We start from the raw sequence: 18,209 nt of genomic DNA, 5'->3' as shown, positions 1-18,209 counted from the left end.
CCGGGCGCCGGACACCTGCCGCGCCCACGGCCACCGCACGGCGGCCGACCGGGACGGAGCCCCGCTTCCGACCGCCTTCGAGAGCCGGCGCGACGTCAGTACACCTGCCGCTCCCTCGCCCTGTCCGCCGGGGTACCCGCTACAGGCCGTCATGGCACGCCGGACTCCGCTCGCGGCCGCACCCCACACGGCCGCCGGCCCCGGCCCCGGCCCCGGCCCCGACCCGTGATCCGCCGCGAGGCACAGGTGGAACCCGCTTGTTCCGGCAGGCGCGCGGCAGGCGGTGCGGCACCTCGGGGGCAGATACCGGCCGGGGTACACATGGAGACGCGGGCACGGGAGCAACGGCGGCCCTGTCGGGGCCGTTCGGCCCTTGGGACGGCGGTGCCCCGGGCCCGTCAATGGGAGACACAGCCGTACCACGACCCCCCGATCCCTTGAACATCCTGGAGCCCGCCATGTCCGCGACCGAGCGCCCCGTCCAGCACCTCGGGGCGAACGAGCCCCTGCCTCCGGGACGGATCCGGGTGGATCACGCCTCGGGTGACGCCTACGCCGTCGCGATCCGCGGTCACCGGCTGGTGGTGGACCAGCCGGTGGACGCCGGGGGCGACGACAGCGGGCCGACGCCCACGGAGTTGTTCGCGGCATCCCTGGCCTCCTGCGTGGCGTTCTACGCCGGCCGCTACCTGGCCCGCCACGGAGTGGGGGCCGAGGGCCTGCGGGTGGACGCCGAATTCACGATGGCCACCGACCGCCCGGCCCGGGTCACCGATGTCACCGTCACCGTCGACGTGCCCCCCGGCCTCGACCCGGCGCGCCGCGACGCGTTGCTCGCGGTGGCGTCGAACTGCACCGTCCACCACACCCTGCAGCAGCCGCCGACCGTACACGTCGCGCTGAGCCCCGCTCCCGGCAGGCAGTGAACCCCGTTCACCCGCGGCACGGCCGACGTCCGGCGAAGTGTCGGGGCGAGGGAGGGTGCCGGCGCAGTGGCACCGGCGGCGGGGCGACGGTCGGCCCGGGCGGTTGCCGCAAGCAGCAGCGCGCCGACGGCCGCCGGCGCACGGTTCGCGGCGGCCACCCAACTGTCCACCCCTTCACCGGTCATCAGCGTGATCACGTCCATCAGCAGACCGAACGCGGTGACCACCGCCACCCCGCAGAGCGCCCGGAGCAGCACCCGTAACGCCGAACGCAGCCCCGAACGTGCCACCATCCCGCAGGTCAGGGCCGCGAACGCGCCCACCGCCACGACGACCCGGTCGAGCGCGGCGGTGTGGGGTTCCCCCGAGGTGCGGAAGGTTGCCGGACCTCGGGGGAACCTCACCGCGGCCGGCCCCACCACCGCGACAGTGGCCACCGCTGCGCCGAACGGCGACCACGCCGCACGCGCTTCCGCGGCCGCCGCATCCCACTGCTCCGGCGTCGACCCGCCAGCACCGCAGCACCGCAGCACCGCAGCCACACGCCACCAGGTCGCTCCCGGCGCCGGCGCGATCTGGAGCGAGGCCGGCAACGGCCCGGCGGTTCCCGGCGGTTCCCGGCGGTTCCCGGCGGTTCCCGGCGGTTCCCGGCGGTTCCCGGCGGTTCCCGGCGGTTCCCGGCGGTTCCCGGCGGTTCCCGAAAGCGGCCTCAGACGGCCGACGGCGTCACTGGGTGCGGTAGGCGTCGGTGATGGTCTGCTCGAGGGTGTTGCCGTCGGCATCGGTCAGCTCGGCGCGCAGGGAGACACCGGTGCCGGCCGGCGGGTTCTGGACCGTCACCGCGCCCGCTTCGAGCGCGAGGCGGGTCCACGAGGCACCGCCGTCGGTAGACGCCGAGACGGTCAGCGAACGGGTACGCCCGTCCGCGGCGGCTCCCTGCACGGTGACCGGAATCCGGAGCGCACTGCCGCCCGCCGCGGTGCCGGCCGGGCTGAGCTCGGGGGAGAACCGCACGACACTCACCGGGAGCGCGGTCGGCCCGGCCGTGGTGGCCGAGGCGAAGGTCCACGACGCGTTCACACGGGTGGTCGCGCCGGCCGCGGCCTTGCGGGTCACCGTCGTGGCCAGCCGGTACGAGGCCCTGCCCGAAGGCACGGTGAACTCACCGCGCCCGGGCGCGTCGGACACGGCCCCGACCAGCACGCCGTCGCGGTACAACGACGTGCGCGCGGTGTCGAACGACGGGCTCCACGGCGCGTGGCCGTCACCGTCGGCAAGCAGCGCGACGTTCGCGGCGATCCGGTCGCCCTCGCGCGAGACGGCGGGACGGTCGGTGAGCGCGGGGCCGAAGACCGGGCCGTCGAAGGTCTGGGTGACCGTGGCCCCGGCCCGCACGGCGATGCGGTCGGCGGCGTAGGAGTTCGGCGCGGTGCCGTCGGCGCGGGGGACGGTGAAGCCGATGTCCCAGGTGCCGCGCTCGGGCGCGACGAGGAAGGTGGCGGTGCCGGGCGTCGGCAAGGACCGGGAGACGCCGAGGGCCGCGCCGTCGGTCGGCAGGAGACTGAAGTGCGCGGTCCCCGTGCTGCCCGGCCCGACGGCGCTACGGATGTTCAAGGTGGCCAGCTCCTGCGCGGAGTAGTGCCGGGTGAGCCCGGTCAGCGCACGGGTGCCGGTGAAGGTCCGGCCGAGCGCGTAGTTGACGGTGTCGGTCTTCCAGTTGACGTCGACCCACTGCTTCAGCGCCCCGGCTTCGGTCTCGGGCCCCAGGTGGGCCACCCGCAGGTTCGGCGACCCGTTGACGACATTGCCGCTCCTGGTGACACCCTGGTGCGTGACCTCGACGACCGTCGAACCGTGCACGAAGCTCGCGGAGCCGTCCGGGGGGCGGACATCGACGGGGACGGTGGTCCGCGCGTCGACGGTGACGGTGGTGTCCCGGTCGAGGTCGAGGCGCGGCTGGACGATCCAGTCCGTCCCGATCGTGCCGCTCGCCCCCTGGGTCGAGCTCATGGTGCTGTCCAGCAGGTACCGGCCCCTGGGCAGCCGCACGGTGGTGACCCCGGAGGCGTCCTGCTGCTCGAGGAACTCCTCACCGCCGTCCTTGAAGACCCCGGCGACATGGGTGCGGTACTTCGCGGCCGGCTGGCCGGCCCGGTCCACGTGCTTGATGGTGAGGGTGAACGTCTGCGGCTCCGCGGCGAAGGCCGCGCCACCGAAGGCGGGAGCCGAGGTGCCGGCCAGGACGACGGCGACAGCCAGGGCCCGCAGGGCGCTGCGCCGGGGAACCGAACGAGGAACGGGGCGGGGAGCGGAAGTAGTGATCATGCTCTGTACTGCTCGGACCGGCCCCGGAGTTCCTGTGAGCCGGACCACAATCCGCAGCGCCACCCCCCGGGGCGCGGCCGACACCTGTGACGCACGTCACCGGAACCCGGGCGGCGGACCGGGCAGGGCAGAGCGTGGAAGCACTCATGAGAACGCGTCTTCGCCGCGGCGACCCCGACGCCCTGGGCGAGCTGTACGACGAGCACGCCCAGGTGCTGTACCGCTACGCCCTGCGCGTGACGGGCGACTGGGCGGAGGCCGAGGACGTCGTCTCGACGACCTTCCTGGAAGCGTGGCGAGGCCGGGAGAAACTGCACCCCGACGGTGACGGGCTGCGCCCGTGGCTGCTGGGGATCGCGACCAACATCATGCGCCGCACCGCCCGGGCCCGCCGGCGCCGGGACATCGCGCTCGCCCGGCTCCCGGAACGCGGCTCGGTCCCGGACTTCACCGACGACCTGGTCGCGCACCTCGCGGACGCCGAGCACCTGCGTGCCGCGCACCGCGCGCTCGCCCGGCTCCGGCGCCGCGACCGGGAGGTCTTCACCCTCGTGGTGTGGGCGGGGCTGGACTACGCGAGCGCGGCCGAGGCGCTCGGCACGCCGGTCGGCACCGTCCGCTCGCGGCTCTCCCGGGCCCGGGCCCGACTGCGTGAACTCACCGAGGCGGAAGCCAGGGCCCAGGCCAAGGCCGACGCCAGGGCCAGGGCCGGGGCCGGGGCCCAGGCCAGGGCCAGGGCCGGGGCCGGGGCCGAGACCCGCGTCCCGCCGGCGCGGCACCGGCCCACCGGAACCGGAAAGCCCCCCGCGGCGGAAGGACGGACTCCTTCCGCACCCGTCACCGCCCTGCCCGTACCGGGCCGCATCCCCGCGCTCCGGCCATCGATCCACCCGATCCACCCGATCCACTCGATCCAGGAGAGCCACGGATGAACGCCACCCCACGGCGCGATACGCAGCGTCCGCCCTCCGCGCAGGACGAGCGCCGCGAACTCGCCGAGCCGCTGCCCCCGCCGGCCGTGCCCGGCCTGGACCCGGATCGTCAACTACTGCTGAGACGGGAGGTGTTGCACCGGGCCGCCGCGTCCGCCGGACCGCGGGGCGGCACCACCCGGCGTCCGGCCCGGTACCGGCTTCCGGCCCGGTACCGGCGTCCGGTCCGGATCGCGGTGCCGGCGCTCGCCTGTGCCCTCGCGGTCGTCGGCGTCGTGACGGTCGATCCCGGGGGTCCGGCCGGGCACGACCGTGCGGCGGTGACCGGGGACGCCACCACCGGCACCTCCCGCGCGGTACGGCTGCTCGACCGCATCGCGCTCGCCGCCGGAGCGGAGCAGCCGACGGTCCGCGCCGACCAGTTCGTCTACGTCGAGAGCAGGGTCGCCTACGCGGCTCAGAGCACGGCGGGCGGTCCCGTGACCATGGCTCCCGTGCACACCCGGCAGGTCTGGCTGTCCGCCGACGGCACCCGCCCCGGCCTGCTGCGCGAGGAAGGCGGGCCCGACACCCGGCTCGGCGAGAACGGACCGGTCTTCCACCTCGACCGGCCGGGGGAGACCGCCCGGCCCGACACCCCGCGCCGGAACGGTCCGTCGATCGGTGAACCGACCAACGCCTACGTCGCCTCGCTGCCCACCGACCCGGACGCCCTGCTGAAACTCATCAGGGAACAGACCCGCGGCAAGGGCCAGGACCCGGACCAGCGGGCGTTCACAGCGATCGGCGACCTGCTGGCCGAGACCTGGGCACCGCCACAGGTCAGCGCCGCGCTCTACCGGGCCGCCGGGCGGATCCCGGGAGTCACGGAGGTCGCTTCGGCCGTCGACGCCACCGGACGCGAAGGCATCGCCGTGGCGCGTACGGCACACGGGCAGCAGACCCAGTGGATCTTCGACCGGACCACGTACGCGTTCCTCGGCGAGCGCACCGTCCTCACCGGGGCCGACGAGACAGGGCCGGCCGGGACGGTGGTCGGCACCTCGGCGGTCCTCACGAAGGCCGCCGTCGACCGCGCCGGCCAACTCCCCTCAACAGACCGGTGACGCGGGCGGCAGCGGAGCCGCCTGCCCCGCGGGTCTCCGCGTCGACGAGTACGCGACGCGCAAGGGCCGCGCCTACGGGACGGTGCTGGTCGACGCCGAGACCCGCCGGCCGGTGGACCTGCTGCCCTACCGGGAGACGTCGAGCCTGGCGGCCTGGCTGGCCGAGCGGCCGGACGTCGAGGCCGTCTGCCGCGACCGCGCGCCGTTCTTCGCCGAGGGCACCACCGCCGGTGGCGCCGCAGGCGATCCAGGTCGCGGACCGCCGGCACCTGTGGCACAGCCTCAGCGAAGCGGCCGAGCGGGCCGTCGCCCGCCACCGACAGTGCCTGCATGCCACAACTCCGTTGGCCCGACAGGCCGTCACCGTCGATCCGCGGACCCGCAGGAGAACGTGGATCACCCCTGGCCGACCGACCACCGGTTCGCCCACCGGCCCCGGACCCGGACCCGGCACGCCGAGGCGCACGCCCTACCGGCCGCAGGGCACAGCCGGCGCGCCGCCCAGCGCCAGCTCGGCATGACCCGACGCACGGTCAAGGCCCTGGCCCACGCCGCGAGTCCGGCCTCCACGCCGCCCTTCTCATGGGCGCCGTCGATGCCGGGCTGGCAGCACAAAGGGCTCGGACAGCTCGGCCTGCGGCCACCACGGCGTCCCTCGCGGCGGCCAGGGCGGGCAACTCGTGCTCAGCCCGCCCAGTACACGACCCCGACGACGTCGAAGCGAGCTGACCGAACCCTGGCGGCGGCTACGGCGATCGGAGAAGCCGCCCGGCGCCGCCATCCATCACCTCGGCGGCTCGACCGCCACGGAGCCGAACTGCTCTTCCAGGTCCTCACCGAACGCGAGGAGAGGAACAGCGTCGCCATCGCCTCCAACGAGTCCTTCGGCGGCTGGACCAAGACCTTCACCGACCCCCGGCTCTGCGCGGCCATCGTCGACCGCCTCACCTTCAACGGCACCGTCATCGAGACCGGCACCGACTCCTACGCCTCGCCTCGACCCGGGCGCGAACCGAAGCCCCCGCCGAGGCCGGCTGACCGCCAACGGGCTTCAGCTTAATGGTCCCCTCCCAGGGGGACCATCAAGCTTTGTTCCGTGGGATGTTCGGCGTGAGCATTTCGGCGATACAGCTTTGCAGCCCACGGCCGGTGGGGTCAGCCGATGCGAGCCATGGCACCGGTTGCAGCAGGTCGCCGTATTGGTCGGTGCTGAGATCGGTCAGGAGAGCGCGAAGCTCGTTGGGTGCGGGCTCGGTGACCAGGCACAGCCAGGCCAGGCCGGCGCCGAGGCGGACCTCAGGTGGTTGGGTGGGATCCGACCACAGCTCCCGGGCCCATGCGGGGGCGTGTTCATCGTGCTGTTCGCGGGCAAGTTGGGCGATTGCCAGGACCAGACTCACCCGGACGACTGGGTCACTCTCCACGGCGAGTTGGCGGTGCAGGGCTGATGAGACGCGTGGAATCTCGTCAGTCGCTGCCGCAAGGACGAAGGCGGTTGCGGAACGGACCTCGGAATCGGAGTCGGCGGACAGCGGGAGGAGAAGGTGCAGGTCGCTGGTGACGGCGGCGCGAGCAGCCTGAATCGTCCAATCCACCGGGCACATTGTGCTGCCCTCCACCATCAGCGGTTCCTCGGCAACCTGGAGAAGACCTTCACGCGATCCGTCCCCCAAGTGCTGGCACCGTCCGATCTCGGCTACCAGGCGAAGGGTTCGCGCGCGGAGTTCGGGGCGCCCAGCGGCTGCGGCCCGGATCAGGAACGGCACCGCAAGCGCTCCCGCCGCGATCGTGCTGCCTTGGTGGTGCAGATTCACCCCCAGCTCCCACAACGCCTTGCTGGCGGCTTCGGCAGGCCCGGACGCGAGCACGACCAGCAGGCCGGGGATCTCCTCGCCCGGGCCGTAGAAGTGTGGGAACCGCCGCCAAGGGATCTCGTCGTACCTGAACCCGTTCTTGACCTCCTGCGGGATCGCGCCCACGACCATCCGCACATCGCAGTCCGTGCCGACCCACCGTTCTGGCCAGCCAGTCCAACGATCATCGTCCACGGCGTGGCCTTCCAGAGCACCGACAGCATCCGAACCCGGAAGTCTAACGACCGGTGATCAAGAGCGCGGTCCCCTCCCTCCGTGCTCCAGTGGCACCACACCACGATGACGTCATTTCTCGGGTTCTGGCTCACTTTCCGTGGAGGGTTGACTGAGTGTGACGTCAGTGGCGTGTGGTGAGGTGGCCGGACTATGCGGTCTGTCGTGAACAACTCCGATCGAGTGCGCTGGCACTACGTCCCCTTCGAGAGCGTGGGTCCGCTCCGATTCGGCATGAGCCACGAGGAAGCCAACGCGGCAATGGGGCTGCAGGGGTTCACCGGAACCCCTGCAGCCCCATTGCCCCAGCGGCACGGCGCCCTTGTACTCCAAGCCGTCTTTCGTGAGATGACCGCCCCGGCGTACGTAAGGGCTGTCACCGCCTACTACAGGGAATCCGGCGGGCTGGCCTGCGTAGCCGTCGACGCACTGTGTGGCCCGTTGGTCTCGATGGACGGGATGCAGCTGGTTGGGCGGGTGCCTTCCGAGCTGACAGACGAGTTCCATGACTATCAGGAGAGACTCGGCATGAGCCCCACGATCGCTGTCGAGGGTGATGCGGCGTCGGACGAACTCGGGATCATGGTGCGTGCGCAACGAGCCGGCGACAGCCTCCTGTCACGACCTGTCTTCGCGCGATTCGACGGCTGGGCTTACACCGTGCATGACTGCGTCCCTGAGGACGAGTGGGCTGTCCGCTGACAGTGCCGCAACTTCAAGCGGCGCGCCGGTTTGTGCGCTTGGCCAGTGACGTCCCGACTGGAACTTCCCGCCACAACACCCGACCCGAGCGGCCCCGCCACACCCGGCCGACGACGACACGCCGAAGGCGCCGGCCCCGAAGCGGTCGGCGCCTTCGCCATGCCACACGGGGGGTCAGTGCAGCTCAAAGGCGGCCCCGGTGGCGAGCGTCCGACGCCACCTGCCCCGCCGCCCGGATGCACCCGGCGGTACGGAGTGGTCGACTCGAGACGACGGGAAGTCCCGGGGGCCGTCACGGAGAGGAGCCGAGCGATGCCGAAGGTGTCCAAGCAGTCCGCGACGAAGGTCCAGGAGTTCGGTCCGGTGACCGACCGCCGCGAGGAGATGAACGGCTACACCGTCGAATTCGTCTCCTTCGGGGCGGACGCCGACCTGGACGGGCCGCTGCAGTCGCTGCCCGACGGGATGTGCCAGTGCCCGCACTGGGGTTACGTCATCGCCGGGCGCATGCGCTTCGTCTTCGCCGACCACGAGGAGGTGTACGAGGCCGGCGACGCGTTCTACCAGCCGCCGGGCCACCGGCCGTACGTCGACGCCGGGACGGAGCTGCTGCAGTTCAGCCCCACCGACGCGCTCGCCCGCACCGAGCAGGCCATCACCGACTGGATGGGCCGCCAGCAGGGCGGCACGCCTTAGCCGCCCGGCCGCCGCATCCCGCCGGTCCGCCCCAAATCCACGGGAGCGGGCCGGCCGGTGGACGCGCACGCCGGCCCGGCCCGCAGCAGAGCCACCGATCGGCGGTGGCGGGCATGAGCCCGACCTCCGGCCCGAGCTGCCCCCGGCAGCCCTGCGCCGCTTCCTGGACCGGGAGACGCCCGCCGGTCCCGAGCCGCCGCGCAGCGGGGTTCGCTCTCCAGCACTCGATGGCGAGACCTGGCGGCCGGGCCGGCTCGCGGCGCTGCCGCGGTCGGGTTCGTTCACCCCGGCTGTGCGGGGCGGTCGGCCAACGTGATGCCGCAGGTACGGACGGGCGGCCGTGACGCCGTCGACGCTCTCCCCGGCGCGCAGCCGGCGCCGCACCGGTGGTGCGCCGGGCCGCGGAGCAGGGTCTGACCGACGCCGGCGCCGCCCCGCGCGCCGACCTCGACCCGGCACTGAACGCGTGAAGACGGCGTGTCCGCGATCGACGCCGGGCCGTGCTCGGATCAAGCGGCTCGACCGCCCAGCCGCAGCGGGTGCGGTGCCCGATCACTCGGCGCGCTCCCGATGACACTCCCGATGCGGCTCTCGCGGTCGCCGCCACCCGAGCTCTTACGGCCGCCGCGCCATCGGATCCGGGGACCGCACCACCGCGAGCGCCCAGCGCCTCTGTCCCCACAACGCGGGAAGGCCGCCACCCGCAGGCGACGGCCTCCCAGTGCTGTCTCAGGGCCCGAGAAGCCCACCGCCGGGCAACTGGCCACCCGAACCGGGGGGACGGGCCCGCTACGTCCACTCCGCGCCGCGCTCGGCGAGCCGCGCGAGCCGGCCGGGCGCCGGCTTCGCCCGGCCGGCCTTCTGATTGTCGAGCCGGCCGCCCGGCGCGAAGTGCGGCACCACCACCTGCTCCTCACCCGCCGGGGCCGGCCTCCACGGTCCCCAACGGCTCCTTGCGCGGGCGGGGCACCCCGGGGATGCCGCTCCCGCTCGACAAACGCCGCCGGCGCCGCCAGACCCCGGGCGAACCGGCCTGCCCGCGACACCTTCGGCTTCGCCTCCGCGGCGGCCTCCGCGGCCACCGGCCCGGCCCCGATCCCGATCGCGATGAGGAGGTCCCGCCGGTCCGCCACCAGGCCCGGCCGGCCGGCCGGCGTGCCGCGCCCGCCCGCACCGGCCGAGCTGCTCGCCCTCGTACACCGTCTCCAGCGGCAGCACGGTCCGGTCGGCCAGGCCGTCGGACTCGAGCCCCTGTCGCGTACCCATCTGCACCGCGAGGGTCTCGCGGGTACGCGGCGTGGTGCGTACGACGGCGACCTCGTCGGCGTCGAGCAGAGCTCGGCGCAGTGGGGCGTATGGGCGATGCCGGGTCCTCGCCGGCTCGCGCGGGGTGTTGCGACATACGAGGCTTCTCATCACAACCTCGCTACCTCGAAGTGATCGGGTCGGGGTATCCACTGTGGTTTGTCATGATTTGACGTCAAGTGTCCTGTCGTACTTCCGCGTTGTCGCGTGAGGGTGCGGGGCGCTTTGTTGTGAGGAGAGGTGAACCTGCGGATGAGTGCTCGTACGCGTGGACAGGGCGATCTGCCGTGGTACCGGGTCAGCCGTCAGCGGCCCGCGGCCGTATTCAACAGGGCCCTGGCCGGTGGGGCGGTCCCGGCCGGTGCCGGCGGTGCGTCCGACCTGGTCGGCCCGGGTGGACGGCGTGGGGAGCGTGGTGCGGGGGTGATGTCGGTGGGGGGCGCGCTGCTGTCCGCTGTGGCGCTGCTGGCGGCCGCGGCTCCACCGGTGGCCGCCGCGCCGGTGGCCGCCGCGCCGGTGCGCGCGCAGGAGGCCGATCCGTCGCAGACCTTCACCTTCACCGGCGCCTCGCAGACCCTGACCGTTCCGGCGGCGGCGGTGGTGACGATCACCGCGGACGGCGCGGGCGGCGCCGACAACACCGGCACCCCCTGTTCCGTCACCGGGACCGGTGGGACGGGGGCACGGGTGGTGACCACCCTGCCGCAAACCACCACCCCGACGACCTTCACCGTCAACGTCGGCGGCACCGGCGGCAAGGGCTGCAACGGCACCGGCACGGCGGGTGCGGGCGGATTCAACGGCGGCGCCCCAGGGGGGAGTTTCCCGCTCAGCGGCTTCCACTTCGAAGGTCCGGGCGGGGGCGGGGCCTCCAGCGTCAGCACGGGCGGCTCCCTGCTGGTGGTCGCCGGCGGCGGCGGTGCCTCCGGCGGCACCGGAGCGGGCTCCACGGGAGGCAACGGAGGCAACGGCGGGACGACACCGGATGCCACCGGCGGTACCGCGGGAAGCGCCACCGGCTCCGGGGCCGCGCCGGGACAGGGCGGGGGCGGCGGAAGCACCAGCACCAGTACCGGAGGGCCCGGCGGGACCTCCGGCAGCGTCCCGTCCTGTGCGGTCACGAACGGCGCGCCGGGGAGCGGGTTCTCCGGTGCCACGGTCGGCACCGGCGGCACCGGCGGCCGCTTCGACGGCGGCTGCGCCGCCACTGCCATCGCCGGCGGCGGCGGCGGCGGGGGCGGCTACTTCGGCGGCGGGGGTGGCGGCAGCGGCGCCGTCAACAACCTCGGCACCTCGGCGGGTGGTGGCGGTGGCGGCGGGGGCAGCAGCTTCGCCACCCCCACGGGCACCGGCACGAGCTACGCGCTATCGACGATCGGGACGGCGAACCACAACGGCCAGGTGACCATCTCCTACGTAGTCCCGTCCTTGACCATCACCAAGACCCACACCGGGCACTTCACCCAGGGACGGGACGGCATCTACACCATCACCGTCGGCAACGCCGCCGGAGCCGCCCCGACCGACGGCACCACCGTCACCATGCAGGACACCCTCCCCGCAGGGCTCGAGGCCGACAGCATCAGCGGCACGGGCTGGACCTGTGACCAGGGCACGCTCACCTGCACCCGCAGTGACATCCTTCCCGCCGGGAGCAGCTACCCGCCCATCACCCTGCAGGTCGACGTCTCCTGCAGCGCCGACGACGAGGTCACCAACGTCGCGGTCGTCACCGGAGGCGGCGACACCACCCCCCACACCGCCACCGACCCCACCAGGATCGAGCGCCCCCGGCACGACGACCACGACAAGTACGACACGCACTGCGACCGCCACGAGCACTGGTAGACCAACCGGCCCCGGGGACCTCGGAGCCCGCACCACCCTCCACCACCACTCGAACAGCGCCCCGGACGGGCTCACCCCCCGTTCAACGAGAACCGAACCAGCCGCGGAGCACACCCGCGCCACACCGCTTCACGCCCGCGGCCTTCCACCCAGGCCACGCCGCTGACCCACCAGCAGTCCCACCGGACACTGCCGGCCGACCCCGCACATCGCGAGGCCGGCCAGCAGCACCCGGCAGAAGCGACAGCCTGCCCACGCCCACCCGACGCCGAGCCCGACGAGCCGTGCGAGCCGACCCGACGCCAGTTCCGCCCTCCCGGCCTTCCGGTTGTCGAGCCAGGTACCCAGCGCGAAGTGCGACACGCCGCCGGCGGCTGGGGCAACTGCCCGGTGGCCGCGCTGCGCACTGCTTGGCGAGCGCGTCGCGGCCGGCGCGCACGTGCCGGCGCCAGGCTTCGGCGGTGATGCCGTTCGGGACCGGGCCCGTCTCCAACTCGGCGGCCGACACTCCAGGCGGGCTCGGACTCGGACCTCGGCGATCGCCGAGGCGACGATTTTGTCGACCACCTCGGCCGGGAGCGGGCCGCCGCCGGTTTCCTCGTGGGCGTCGGTGAGCCGCTCGGCGATCAGGTGCGAGCGCTTGGCGCAGGGCGGCGCGGGCCCGGTGGAGTGCGGTCGGGTGGTGGCCGGGGACGGTGGTGGCCGGGGACGGTGGTGAGGCGGAACAGGGTGGCGCGCGGCGGCGGGGTGGTGGCGGCCCAGTCGGCGCAGCGCGCGCAGGGCGCCGACGGCCATGGCGTCGGAGGCGGCGAACACGGCGTCCACGTCCGGGAATTGGTCGAGCAGTCGGAGCATGGCGTGTTTGCCGGAGCGGGACCCGGAGGTCGGTGCACCGTCAAGGGTGCGCGCAGCATCGGAGCCGGCGCACCCTGGCGGAGCGGACGGCTACCAGTTGCCCCAGGTGCCGGTGGACCAGCGGGCGGCGCCGTCGCTGCCGTAGATCACGAAGTTGCCGTCGTCCTGCACCTTCGCCCAGTCGCCGGGCCGGCCCTTGGTCGAGAGCGACCAGGTGACTCCGACGCCCTGGGCGTTGAGCCACAGGGCGCCGAAGGTCGGCGCGCCCGACACGGTCGCGAAGCTGTTCGGGTGGCCGTAGCTCCCGGTGCTCCACAGCGCGCCGCCGGAGTCCGGGCCGCCGCCCTGGCGGTAGACGACGAAGTTGCCGTCGGGCTGCATGTAGGCGTACGCGCCCTGGTTGCCGTAGGTGCCGCTGGACCACAGCACCGGGCCGCGGTGGCCGGTGTCGCCCACCAGGTAGAGCACCAGGTTGCCGTCCGACTGCATCACCAGCTCGGTCTCGCCGCTGACCATGCTCTGTCCCGACAGGAGCTTCTCGCCGCTGCGCAGGCTGGTGGCCTCGTTGGCCGGCGGCTTCGCCGCGGCAGTGCCGGCCGGAGCCGCGACGGCGATGACCGCGGCGCCGAGCAGGGCCGCGGCGGCGCGCTTGAAGACGTTCTTCCGCATCGAGCGGGAAACCCCCTTGTTCCAGGGCCCACGATTGGCGTGGGCCCTGGATTCATACACCCTCACATGGGCTTTTTGGCAATCGGGTTACCGGCGGGCGGGGTCCGGGGACGCGCGGATCAGTCCTCGTAGTAGTTGTTGACGACCACGTCCGGGGTGTCGTCGTCGCTGTGCCTGCCCGGCGAGGCGGCCGCCGGCGACCAGTTGCATGCCCTCGAGGACCGCTCCCAGCCGGCTGTCATCGTCCTGCCTCTCCGACGACACCGGAAGGACACACAAGAGCGCTTGACGAGCGGGCCCCGTTGACCCGAGCCGCCCCAGACGCTTCTGCCACCGTTGGGCGCGGTGAGCGTTCCGACTCGGCCTCGGTGAGTGCTCGGCCAGCCCGTCGATCGCGGCCTGCCAGCCGGCCAGTTCCGAGCAGGCCGCGCACCAGCTCGTCGACGGCGCGGGGCCGGATCGGTGCCGAAGGTGCGGGCCTCGGCGGCGGTCTCGGCGAGGGCGTCCTCGTCCAGGTCCTCGGAGCCTCCCGCCGCGGGGCTCGGCGGTCCGGGCGAACTCCTCCAGCACGGTGTGCAGGGCGGCCTCGACGGCGGCCGGCGACCACGGCGGCGGAGTGCGGGGCACCCGGACGGCTTCGGTCAGCACCTTGGTGGCGCCGGGCCCGAGCGCCCGGTGCCTGGGGCCCCAGCCGGGACTGAGCCGGGAGCGGCTGCCGGGCCGGCAGGTCGACCATGGCGAAGTCCGGATCGCCCGTCAGCTCCCCAACCGGCCCCTCTGTCTGGCCGCTGCCGTCCGTCAGCGTGGCCGTCTGCGGGGTGACGCCAACGACCGCTCCGACCTGCCCGGCGAAGCGCACCGGCCAGGCCCCGCTGATCGTCATCGACTACATCGGCCTCCTCGCCCCCGACCGCACCGGCCGCCGCGCCGAGAACCACTACGCGGAGATGACCGACAAGTGGCGCCAGCGTGCGGCCACCGACTGGACCGCCTACCTGAAGGCCCGCACCACAGCCCAGGAACGCAAGCGCGACATGCCCGCGCCTCCGCCGGTCAACCCCGCTGACGGTCCGCCGGCCATCGGGTAACGGACCGACACCGGCTCGCAATTCGGGCCCGTGAGGCGCAGTCGGTGGTGACCCGCACCGGCGGATCACCACCAATCGCAGCCCGACTCGGAAGAAACGGCCTGCCACATTTCCTACCAAGGGCTTTCGACTGTGTCGTCGGGATACTCTCGGTCGCTGCGCATTCCGTTCGCATTGCCCGTGATCCAGGTGATGGACTCGGGGCGGTCGCCGTTGTCGGCCCTACAGAATTCCTCTACGGCGGCGCGAATTCGGTCGAGCGGGAATGTGCTTGCGGGGTCGTGGTAATGGGGGTAGTAGGATTCCGACACCACGCGGGGGTCGGAGTCAGGAGGTTCGGGATTGTCGGACACCCAGACGTGGTCGTAGACTCCGCCTTTCTTGGGATTTCTGCCGGTTACGAACCATGCCAGCCCGCCGTGGCCCGTCGACCGGTTCACCGCAACGACGAGGCAGTTGTCGGGAGGGCATCTTTCCCAATGGGGGTCATCGGTGATCGAGAGCTCGAAAACCTCTCTCGGGGGGCATGAGCCGTCGGTCGCCCGATCCGGATCCTCGGACTCGAATATCTGGGACGCGAGCAGAAGTTTTTCCCGGAGGCTTTCGGCATGCCTTCGGGAGCCTTTATGGGTAATGCTGAGGATCATTACTTGACCTGTCGGTCCAATCGGTTTCGGCTGCATCCTTGAACGGCTCGGGCTTGCGGGTAGGAAATGCGGGACCCGCACCACACAGTCCGGACTGCCCGCCTCCGATGGGCTGCCACCCACTGGTCCACAGGAGAGTTCGCCAGCAGTTGGGACGGCATCGGCGGGAAGAGGGTTGTCGGGAGAGAAATTGTTCGGTTTCTTCAGTCCAGGCAGCTGGTGAAGTGGGGGTATTTCTCGGGGTGGTACATCTGGTCGAGGCATCTGCGCAGCCCGTCGCCTTCGTAGTCGACACGGAGCATCCACGGGATCCGGCCGAGGAGGGCGGCCAGGTCTCCGGTAGCCGCAGCGTCCAGGAAGGCGCGCAGGTCGCCGGGGATGGGGCCGTCGGTGAGGCAGAGCCAGGACAGGGCCGCGCACATCCTGACCTCGGTGGGACGGGAGGGGTCCTGCCACCAGGTGCGCATCTGCTCGATGGCGGCCGGGTGTCGCTCTTCCCAGGCGAGTTGGCCGATCGCCAAGACGAGGCAGGCGCGCACCATAGGGTCGTCCTCGACTCGGAGGCGGGCGTGCAGGGATCGCACGATCGTCCCGCACGGGCCTGCGGCCGCGGCCAGGGCGTGGGCGACGTCCTGGCGGACCTCCGGGTCGGGATCGTCGAGCAGCGGCAGCAGCAGGCCGGCGTCCGCGGCCAGGGCCTCGCGGGCGGCCTGCACCGACCAGTTCCCCAGGTAGCCGGAGGCCTCGAAGACCAGCTGGTCGTCGGCGCGTGCCGCGCGGAGCAGGCCGGTGCGGCTGCCGTCACCGTAGTGCTGACGGCGGGCCAGGCCGGCGAGGCCTGCCAGGATCTCGGCGCGGTAGTCGGCGCGCGTGAGGGCGATGCGAATCAGGAACGGAACGGCCAGGGCGCCGGCCGCGCAACCGGTGTCGCTGTGCAGCAGACTGCTCCACAGCCGGTGGAATGCCATGCGCACACCGCGCTCGTCGCCGGTACGGACCTGCTCCAGTGCGGCGGGGACGTCGGTGCCGGGCCCGTAGGAGTGGTGGAAACGGTCCCAGGGCACGGCGGCGTAGTCGAAGTTGTCCTTCGCCTCGGCCGGGATCCGGGCGACGACGAAACGCACGTCCTCCACGGTCCCGGCGTGGAAAGCCCTGTAGCCCTCGTCCCACCGGACGGAAACACCCGGCTCGCCCTGCCGGCTCATCGCTCCTTCTTCCCGGAGCCGGTTCGGTGCCGCTGTTCAAGATCGTAAGTGTCCATGGTGGGCACCGTAGCGCCGGCCTCCGACACCGGCCGGCGAGGGCGGCCCCCGGGGAATACAACACGGTGGGAATGACGCTCTCCGCCAGCCGGGGCCTCGGCCTGGTCGGCGGCCGAGCGCCAGGCCTACGCCAACGATCTCGACGAGCCGCGCGCGCCGATCGCGGTGCCCGCGAAGTCCAACCGCAGCAAGGCCGACAAGGACGTCACCGAGTGGCTCCCGCCTGCGGCCGGGTACCACTGCACCCACATCATCGACTGGACCGTGGTGAAGACCCGCTGGGGCCCGAGCGTGGACCAGGCCGAGGCCGACACCCTCCATCGCCTCGCCGCCGCCTGCCCCAACACCGAACTGACCGTCACCCTCGCCCGCTGAGCGGGCCCCATCACCAGCACGGGCAGGGAGACCAGCACGGTGACCGAGACCCCCGAGCCCGCCGAGTTCGCCGCCACCCTGCCCCCGCACGCCGTTTCTGCCTCCGTCCTCGTCACCGACGAGGACGGACGGATCCTGATGCTCCACCAGGCCCGCCCCTACCCGGACACCCCGCCTGGTGGCAACCACCCGCCGGCCTCGCCGACCCCGGCGAGACCCCCCTCGCCACCGCCCTGCGCGAACGCGCCGAAGAAACCGGCATCCACCCCACCACACCGCTGCGCCCGCTGGCCGTCGACTACCGCTGCGCGGTCGGCGGCTGGCCGCCGGTCATCGACTTCGCGCGGCGCGGGACGGGACAGGGGAGTGCTCATGGGGTGTGCTCCTTGCGGAACGGCGGTGAGAGGGGGCGAGGGGAGTGCTGCCGGCCCTGCGGGCGGCCGGCGCGGCCGCCCGCACCGCAGGACGGCTGAGCATCCGTCAAGTCTTCTGTAGGAGCGGCGACTTGTCGGAGCTTCCGGCAAGCAGAGATGCTCGGCGCGCTGCGCGTGGAAACGGGGCTTCGGCGGGCGGCGCGAAGCGAGCAGGTGGCGGTCGGCCGGGTGTCAGTGGGCGTGGGTGTACCAGTGGCTGATGCGGGGGCGGTGCTGAACGCGGTCGCGTACAGCACCGCCGCGTTGACGACGGCCAGCACCAGCAGCACGGCCGGCGGGGCGCCGGCATCCGCCGGTCCGGGGTGAAGAAGCCGTCGCGCTGCGGGTGGGCCAGGGACCACAGCTGGACGGCGGCGGGCAGGGTCGAGGCGAGGGACAGCGAGGCGAGGGCGGCGGCCGGAATCGCCGATCAGGCAGAGCGGCTGGCGCGGCCTCCGTCGCCGTCCCCCTGTTTCCCGAACTCTCCACTGCGGTCGCTTTCCTGACGGCCAATCTGACGGCTGCCCGACCGGGCCGCCGACGGCTGAGGCCCCCGAAGTGGAGGCGGCGGACGGGGTCGCTCCCTGCCGGCCTCCCTGCCGGCCGAACGCGCCGCCGCGGCGGCCACCGACCTGTCGGTCAGTCAACTCGTCGAGCGGCGGAAGAGCCGTTCGCGGATCACGGCGCCCGCACGCGGGCCAATGGGCCGCGCCCGCCGCGCCGCGGTGCGCGAACCCGCGTCCGGCCGGGAATTCGCGCCTTTCGGAACGGGCAAGGTGATGGCCTTTCCGGCTCGGAACTGACAGGGTGCCAATCGCCCGTCCGATCCAACTCCGGTGCCGCTGAGCATCCTTGACAGGTACTCGGCACCACGACGATGATCACACCGCCAACCATCGACGACGAACGGGGTTGACGGGGGAATCGGACCACCGCCGCATTGCCCCGGATTCGCCGGGGGAAGGTGTGCGCC

16 protein-coding genes and 2 pseudogenes are annotated in these 18,209 nt (G+C 72.9%); 11 read left to right on the top strand and 7 right to left on the bottom strand.

Going from position 1 to position 18,209, the window contains the following annotated elements:
• Positions 1–458: 458 nt before the first annotated feature.
• The gene (locus ACIHEI_RS35180; RefSeq protein WP_396609623.1) at positions 459–926 is read left to right on the top strand and encodes an OsmC family protein; all 468 of its coding nucleotides are present in this window, start codon (positions 459–461) and stop codon (positions 924–926) included.
• 726 nt (positions 927–1,652) lie between these two features.
• Here the strand turns inward: ACIHEI_RS35180 and ACIHEI_RS35175 are convergent.
• Entirely contained in the window at positions 1,653–3,251 is a 1,599-nt protein-coding gene (locus ACIHEI_RS35175) for a serine protease (RefSeq protein WP_396609622.1), read from the bottom strand.
• 146 nt (positions 3,252–3,397) lie between these two features.
• On the opposite strand from ACIHEI_RS35175, the gene ACIHEI_RS35170 reads away from it, so the two are divergent.
• From ACIHEI_RS35170 to ACIHEI_RS35155, 4 genes and pseudogenes are all read left to right on the top strand, one after another.
• Complete coding sequence (locus tag ACIHEI_RS35170; protein ID WP_396609621.1) at positions 3,398–4,183, top strand: RNA polymerase sigma factor; 786 nt, start codon at positions 3,398–3,400, stop codon at positions 4,181–4,183.
• A complete protein-coding gene (locus tag ACIHEI_RS35165; RefSeq protein WP_396609620.1) occupies positions 4,180–5,289 on the top strand; it encodes a CU044_5270 family protein in 1,110 nt (369 codons plus the stop codon). Before ACIHEI_RS35170 ends, ACIHEI_RS35165 begins: the two co-directional genes overlap by 4 nt.
• 82 nt (positions 5,290–5,371) lie before the next feature.
• A pseudogene (locus ACIHEI_RS35160) lies at positions 5,372–5,449 on the top strand (hypothetical protein); the annotation flags it as partial.
• Positions 5,450–6,085: 636 nt separating this feature from the next.
• A pseudogene (locus tag ACIHEI_RS35155) lies at positions 6,086–6,349 on the top strand (ATP-binding protein); the annotation flags it as partial.
• 22 nt (positions 6,350–6,371) lie between these two features.
• On the opposite strand, the gene ACIHEI_RS35150 reads toward ACIHEI_RS35155, so the two are convergent.
• Positions 6,372–7,337, bottom strand: coding sequence for a hypothetical protein (locus tag ACIHEI_RS35150; RefSeq protein ID WP_396609619.1), 966 nt, complete (start codon positions 7,335–7,337; stop codon positions 6,372–6,374).
• Positions 7,338–7,541: 204 nt separating this feature from the next.
• Here ACIHEI_RS35150 and ACIHEI_RS35145 point away from each other — a divergent pair, with 204 nt between their 5' ends.
• From ACIHEI_RS35145 to ACIHEI_RS35135, 3 genes are all read left to right on the top strand, one after another.
• Positions 7,542–8,078 (top strand): hypothetical protein, encoded by a 537-nt coding sequence (locus tag ACIHEI_RS35145; RefSeq protein ID WP_396609618.1) that lies wholly within the window; start codon positions 7,542–7,544, stop codon positions 8,076–8,078.
• 312 nt (positions 8,079–8,390) lie between these two features.
• Complete coding sequence (locus tag ACIHEI_RS35140) at positions 8,391–8,774, top strand: hypothetical protein (protein ID WP_396609617.1); 384 nt, start codon at positions 8,391–8,393, stop codon at positions 8,772–8,774.
• 1,731 nt (positions 8,775–10,505) lie between these two features.
• Positions 10,506–11,927 (top strand): hypothetical protein, encoded by a 1,422-nt coding sequence (locus ACIHEI_RS35135; RefSeq protein WP_396609616.1) that lies wholly within the window; start codon positions 10,506–10,508, stop codon positions 11,925–11,927.
• A 129-nt stretch (positions 11,928–12,056) separates the two neighbouring features.
• Here ACIHEI_RS35135 and ACIHEI_RS35130 read toward each other — a convergent pair whose 3' ends face one another.
• From ACIHEI_RS35130 to ACIHEI_RS35120, 3 genes are all read right to left on the bottom strand, one after another.
• Positions 12,057–12,782, bottom strand: a complete 726-nt coding sequence (locus ACIHEI_RS35130) for a hypothetical protein (protein WP_396609615.1) — start codon at positions 12,780–12,782, stop codon at positions 12,057–12,059.
• 90 nt (positions 12,783–12,872) lie between these two features.
• The gene (locus ACIHEI_RS35125) at positions 12,873–13,451 is read right to left on the bottom strand and encodes a hypothetical protein (protein WP_396609614.1); all 579 of its coding nucleotides are present in this window, start codon (positions 13,449–13,451) and stop codon (positions 12,873–12,875) included.
• Between the two features lie 119 nt (positions 13,452–13,570).
• A complete protein-coding gene (locus ACIHEI_RS35120; protein ID WP_396609613.1) occupies positions 13,571–13,693 on the bottom strand; it encodes a hypothetical protein in 123 nt (40 codons plus the stop codon).
• Between the two features lie 576 nt (positions 13,694–14,269).
• On the opposite strand from ACIHEI_RS35120, the gene ACIHEI_RS35115 reads away from it, so the two are divergent.
• Entirely contained in the window at positions 14,270–14,539 is a 270-nt protein-coding gene (locus ACIHEI_RS35115) for a hypothetical protein (RefSeq protein WP_396609612.1), read from the top strand.
• 113 nt (positions 14,540–14,652) lie between these two features.
• Here ACIHEI_RS35115 and ACIHEI_RS35110 read toward each other — a convergent pair whose 3' ends face one another.
• Together ACIHEI_RS35110 and ACIHEI_RS35105 are read right to left on the bottom strand one after the other, a co-directional pair.
• On the bottom strand, positions 14,653–15,186 hold the full coding sequence (locus tag ACIHEI_RS35110; protein ID WP_396609611.1) for an Imm1 family immunity protein: 534 nt from the start codon (positions 15,184–15,186) through the stop codon (positions 14,653–14,655).
• Between the two features lie 203 nt (positions 15,187–15,389).
• Positions 15,390–16,391 (bottom strand): HEAT repeat domain-containing protein, encoded by a 1,002-nt coding sequence (locus ACIHEI_RS35105; RefSeq protein WP_396609610.1) that lies wholly within the window; start codon positions 16,389–16,391, stop codon positions 15,390–15,392.
• Positions 16,392–16,613: 222 nt separating this feature from the next.
• Here ACIHEI_RS35105 and ACIHEI_RS35100 point away from each other — a divergent pair, with 222 nt between their 5' ends.
• Together ACIHEI_RS35100 and ACIHEI_RS35095 are read left to right on the top strand one after the other, a co-directional pair.
• A complete protein-coding gene (locus ACIHEI_RS35100) occupies positions 16,614–16,823 on the top strand; it encodes a hypothetical protein (protein WP_396609637.1) in 210 nt (69 codons plus the stop codon).
• Positions 16,727–17,296 (top strand): NUDIX hydrolase, encoded by a 570-nt coding sequence (locus tag ACIHEI_RS35095; RefSeq protein WP_396609636.1) that lies wholly within the window; start codon positions 16,727–16,729, stop codon positions 17,294–17,296. The genes ACIHEI_RS35100 and ACIHEI_RS35095 overlap by 97 nt, the downstream gene beginning before the upstream one ends.
• The last annotated feature ends 913 nt before the right edge of the window (positions 17,297–18,209 follow it).

The organism is Kitasatospora sp. NPDC051984 (assembly GCF_044593455.1).
Lineage (GTDB): Bacteria > Actinomycetota > Actinomycetes > Streptomycetales > Streptomycetaceae > Kitasatospora.
The sequence above is the reverse complement of the archived record's forward strand: the minus strand, read 5'-3'. Positions and strand labels throughout refer to the sequence as shown.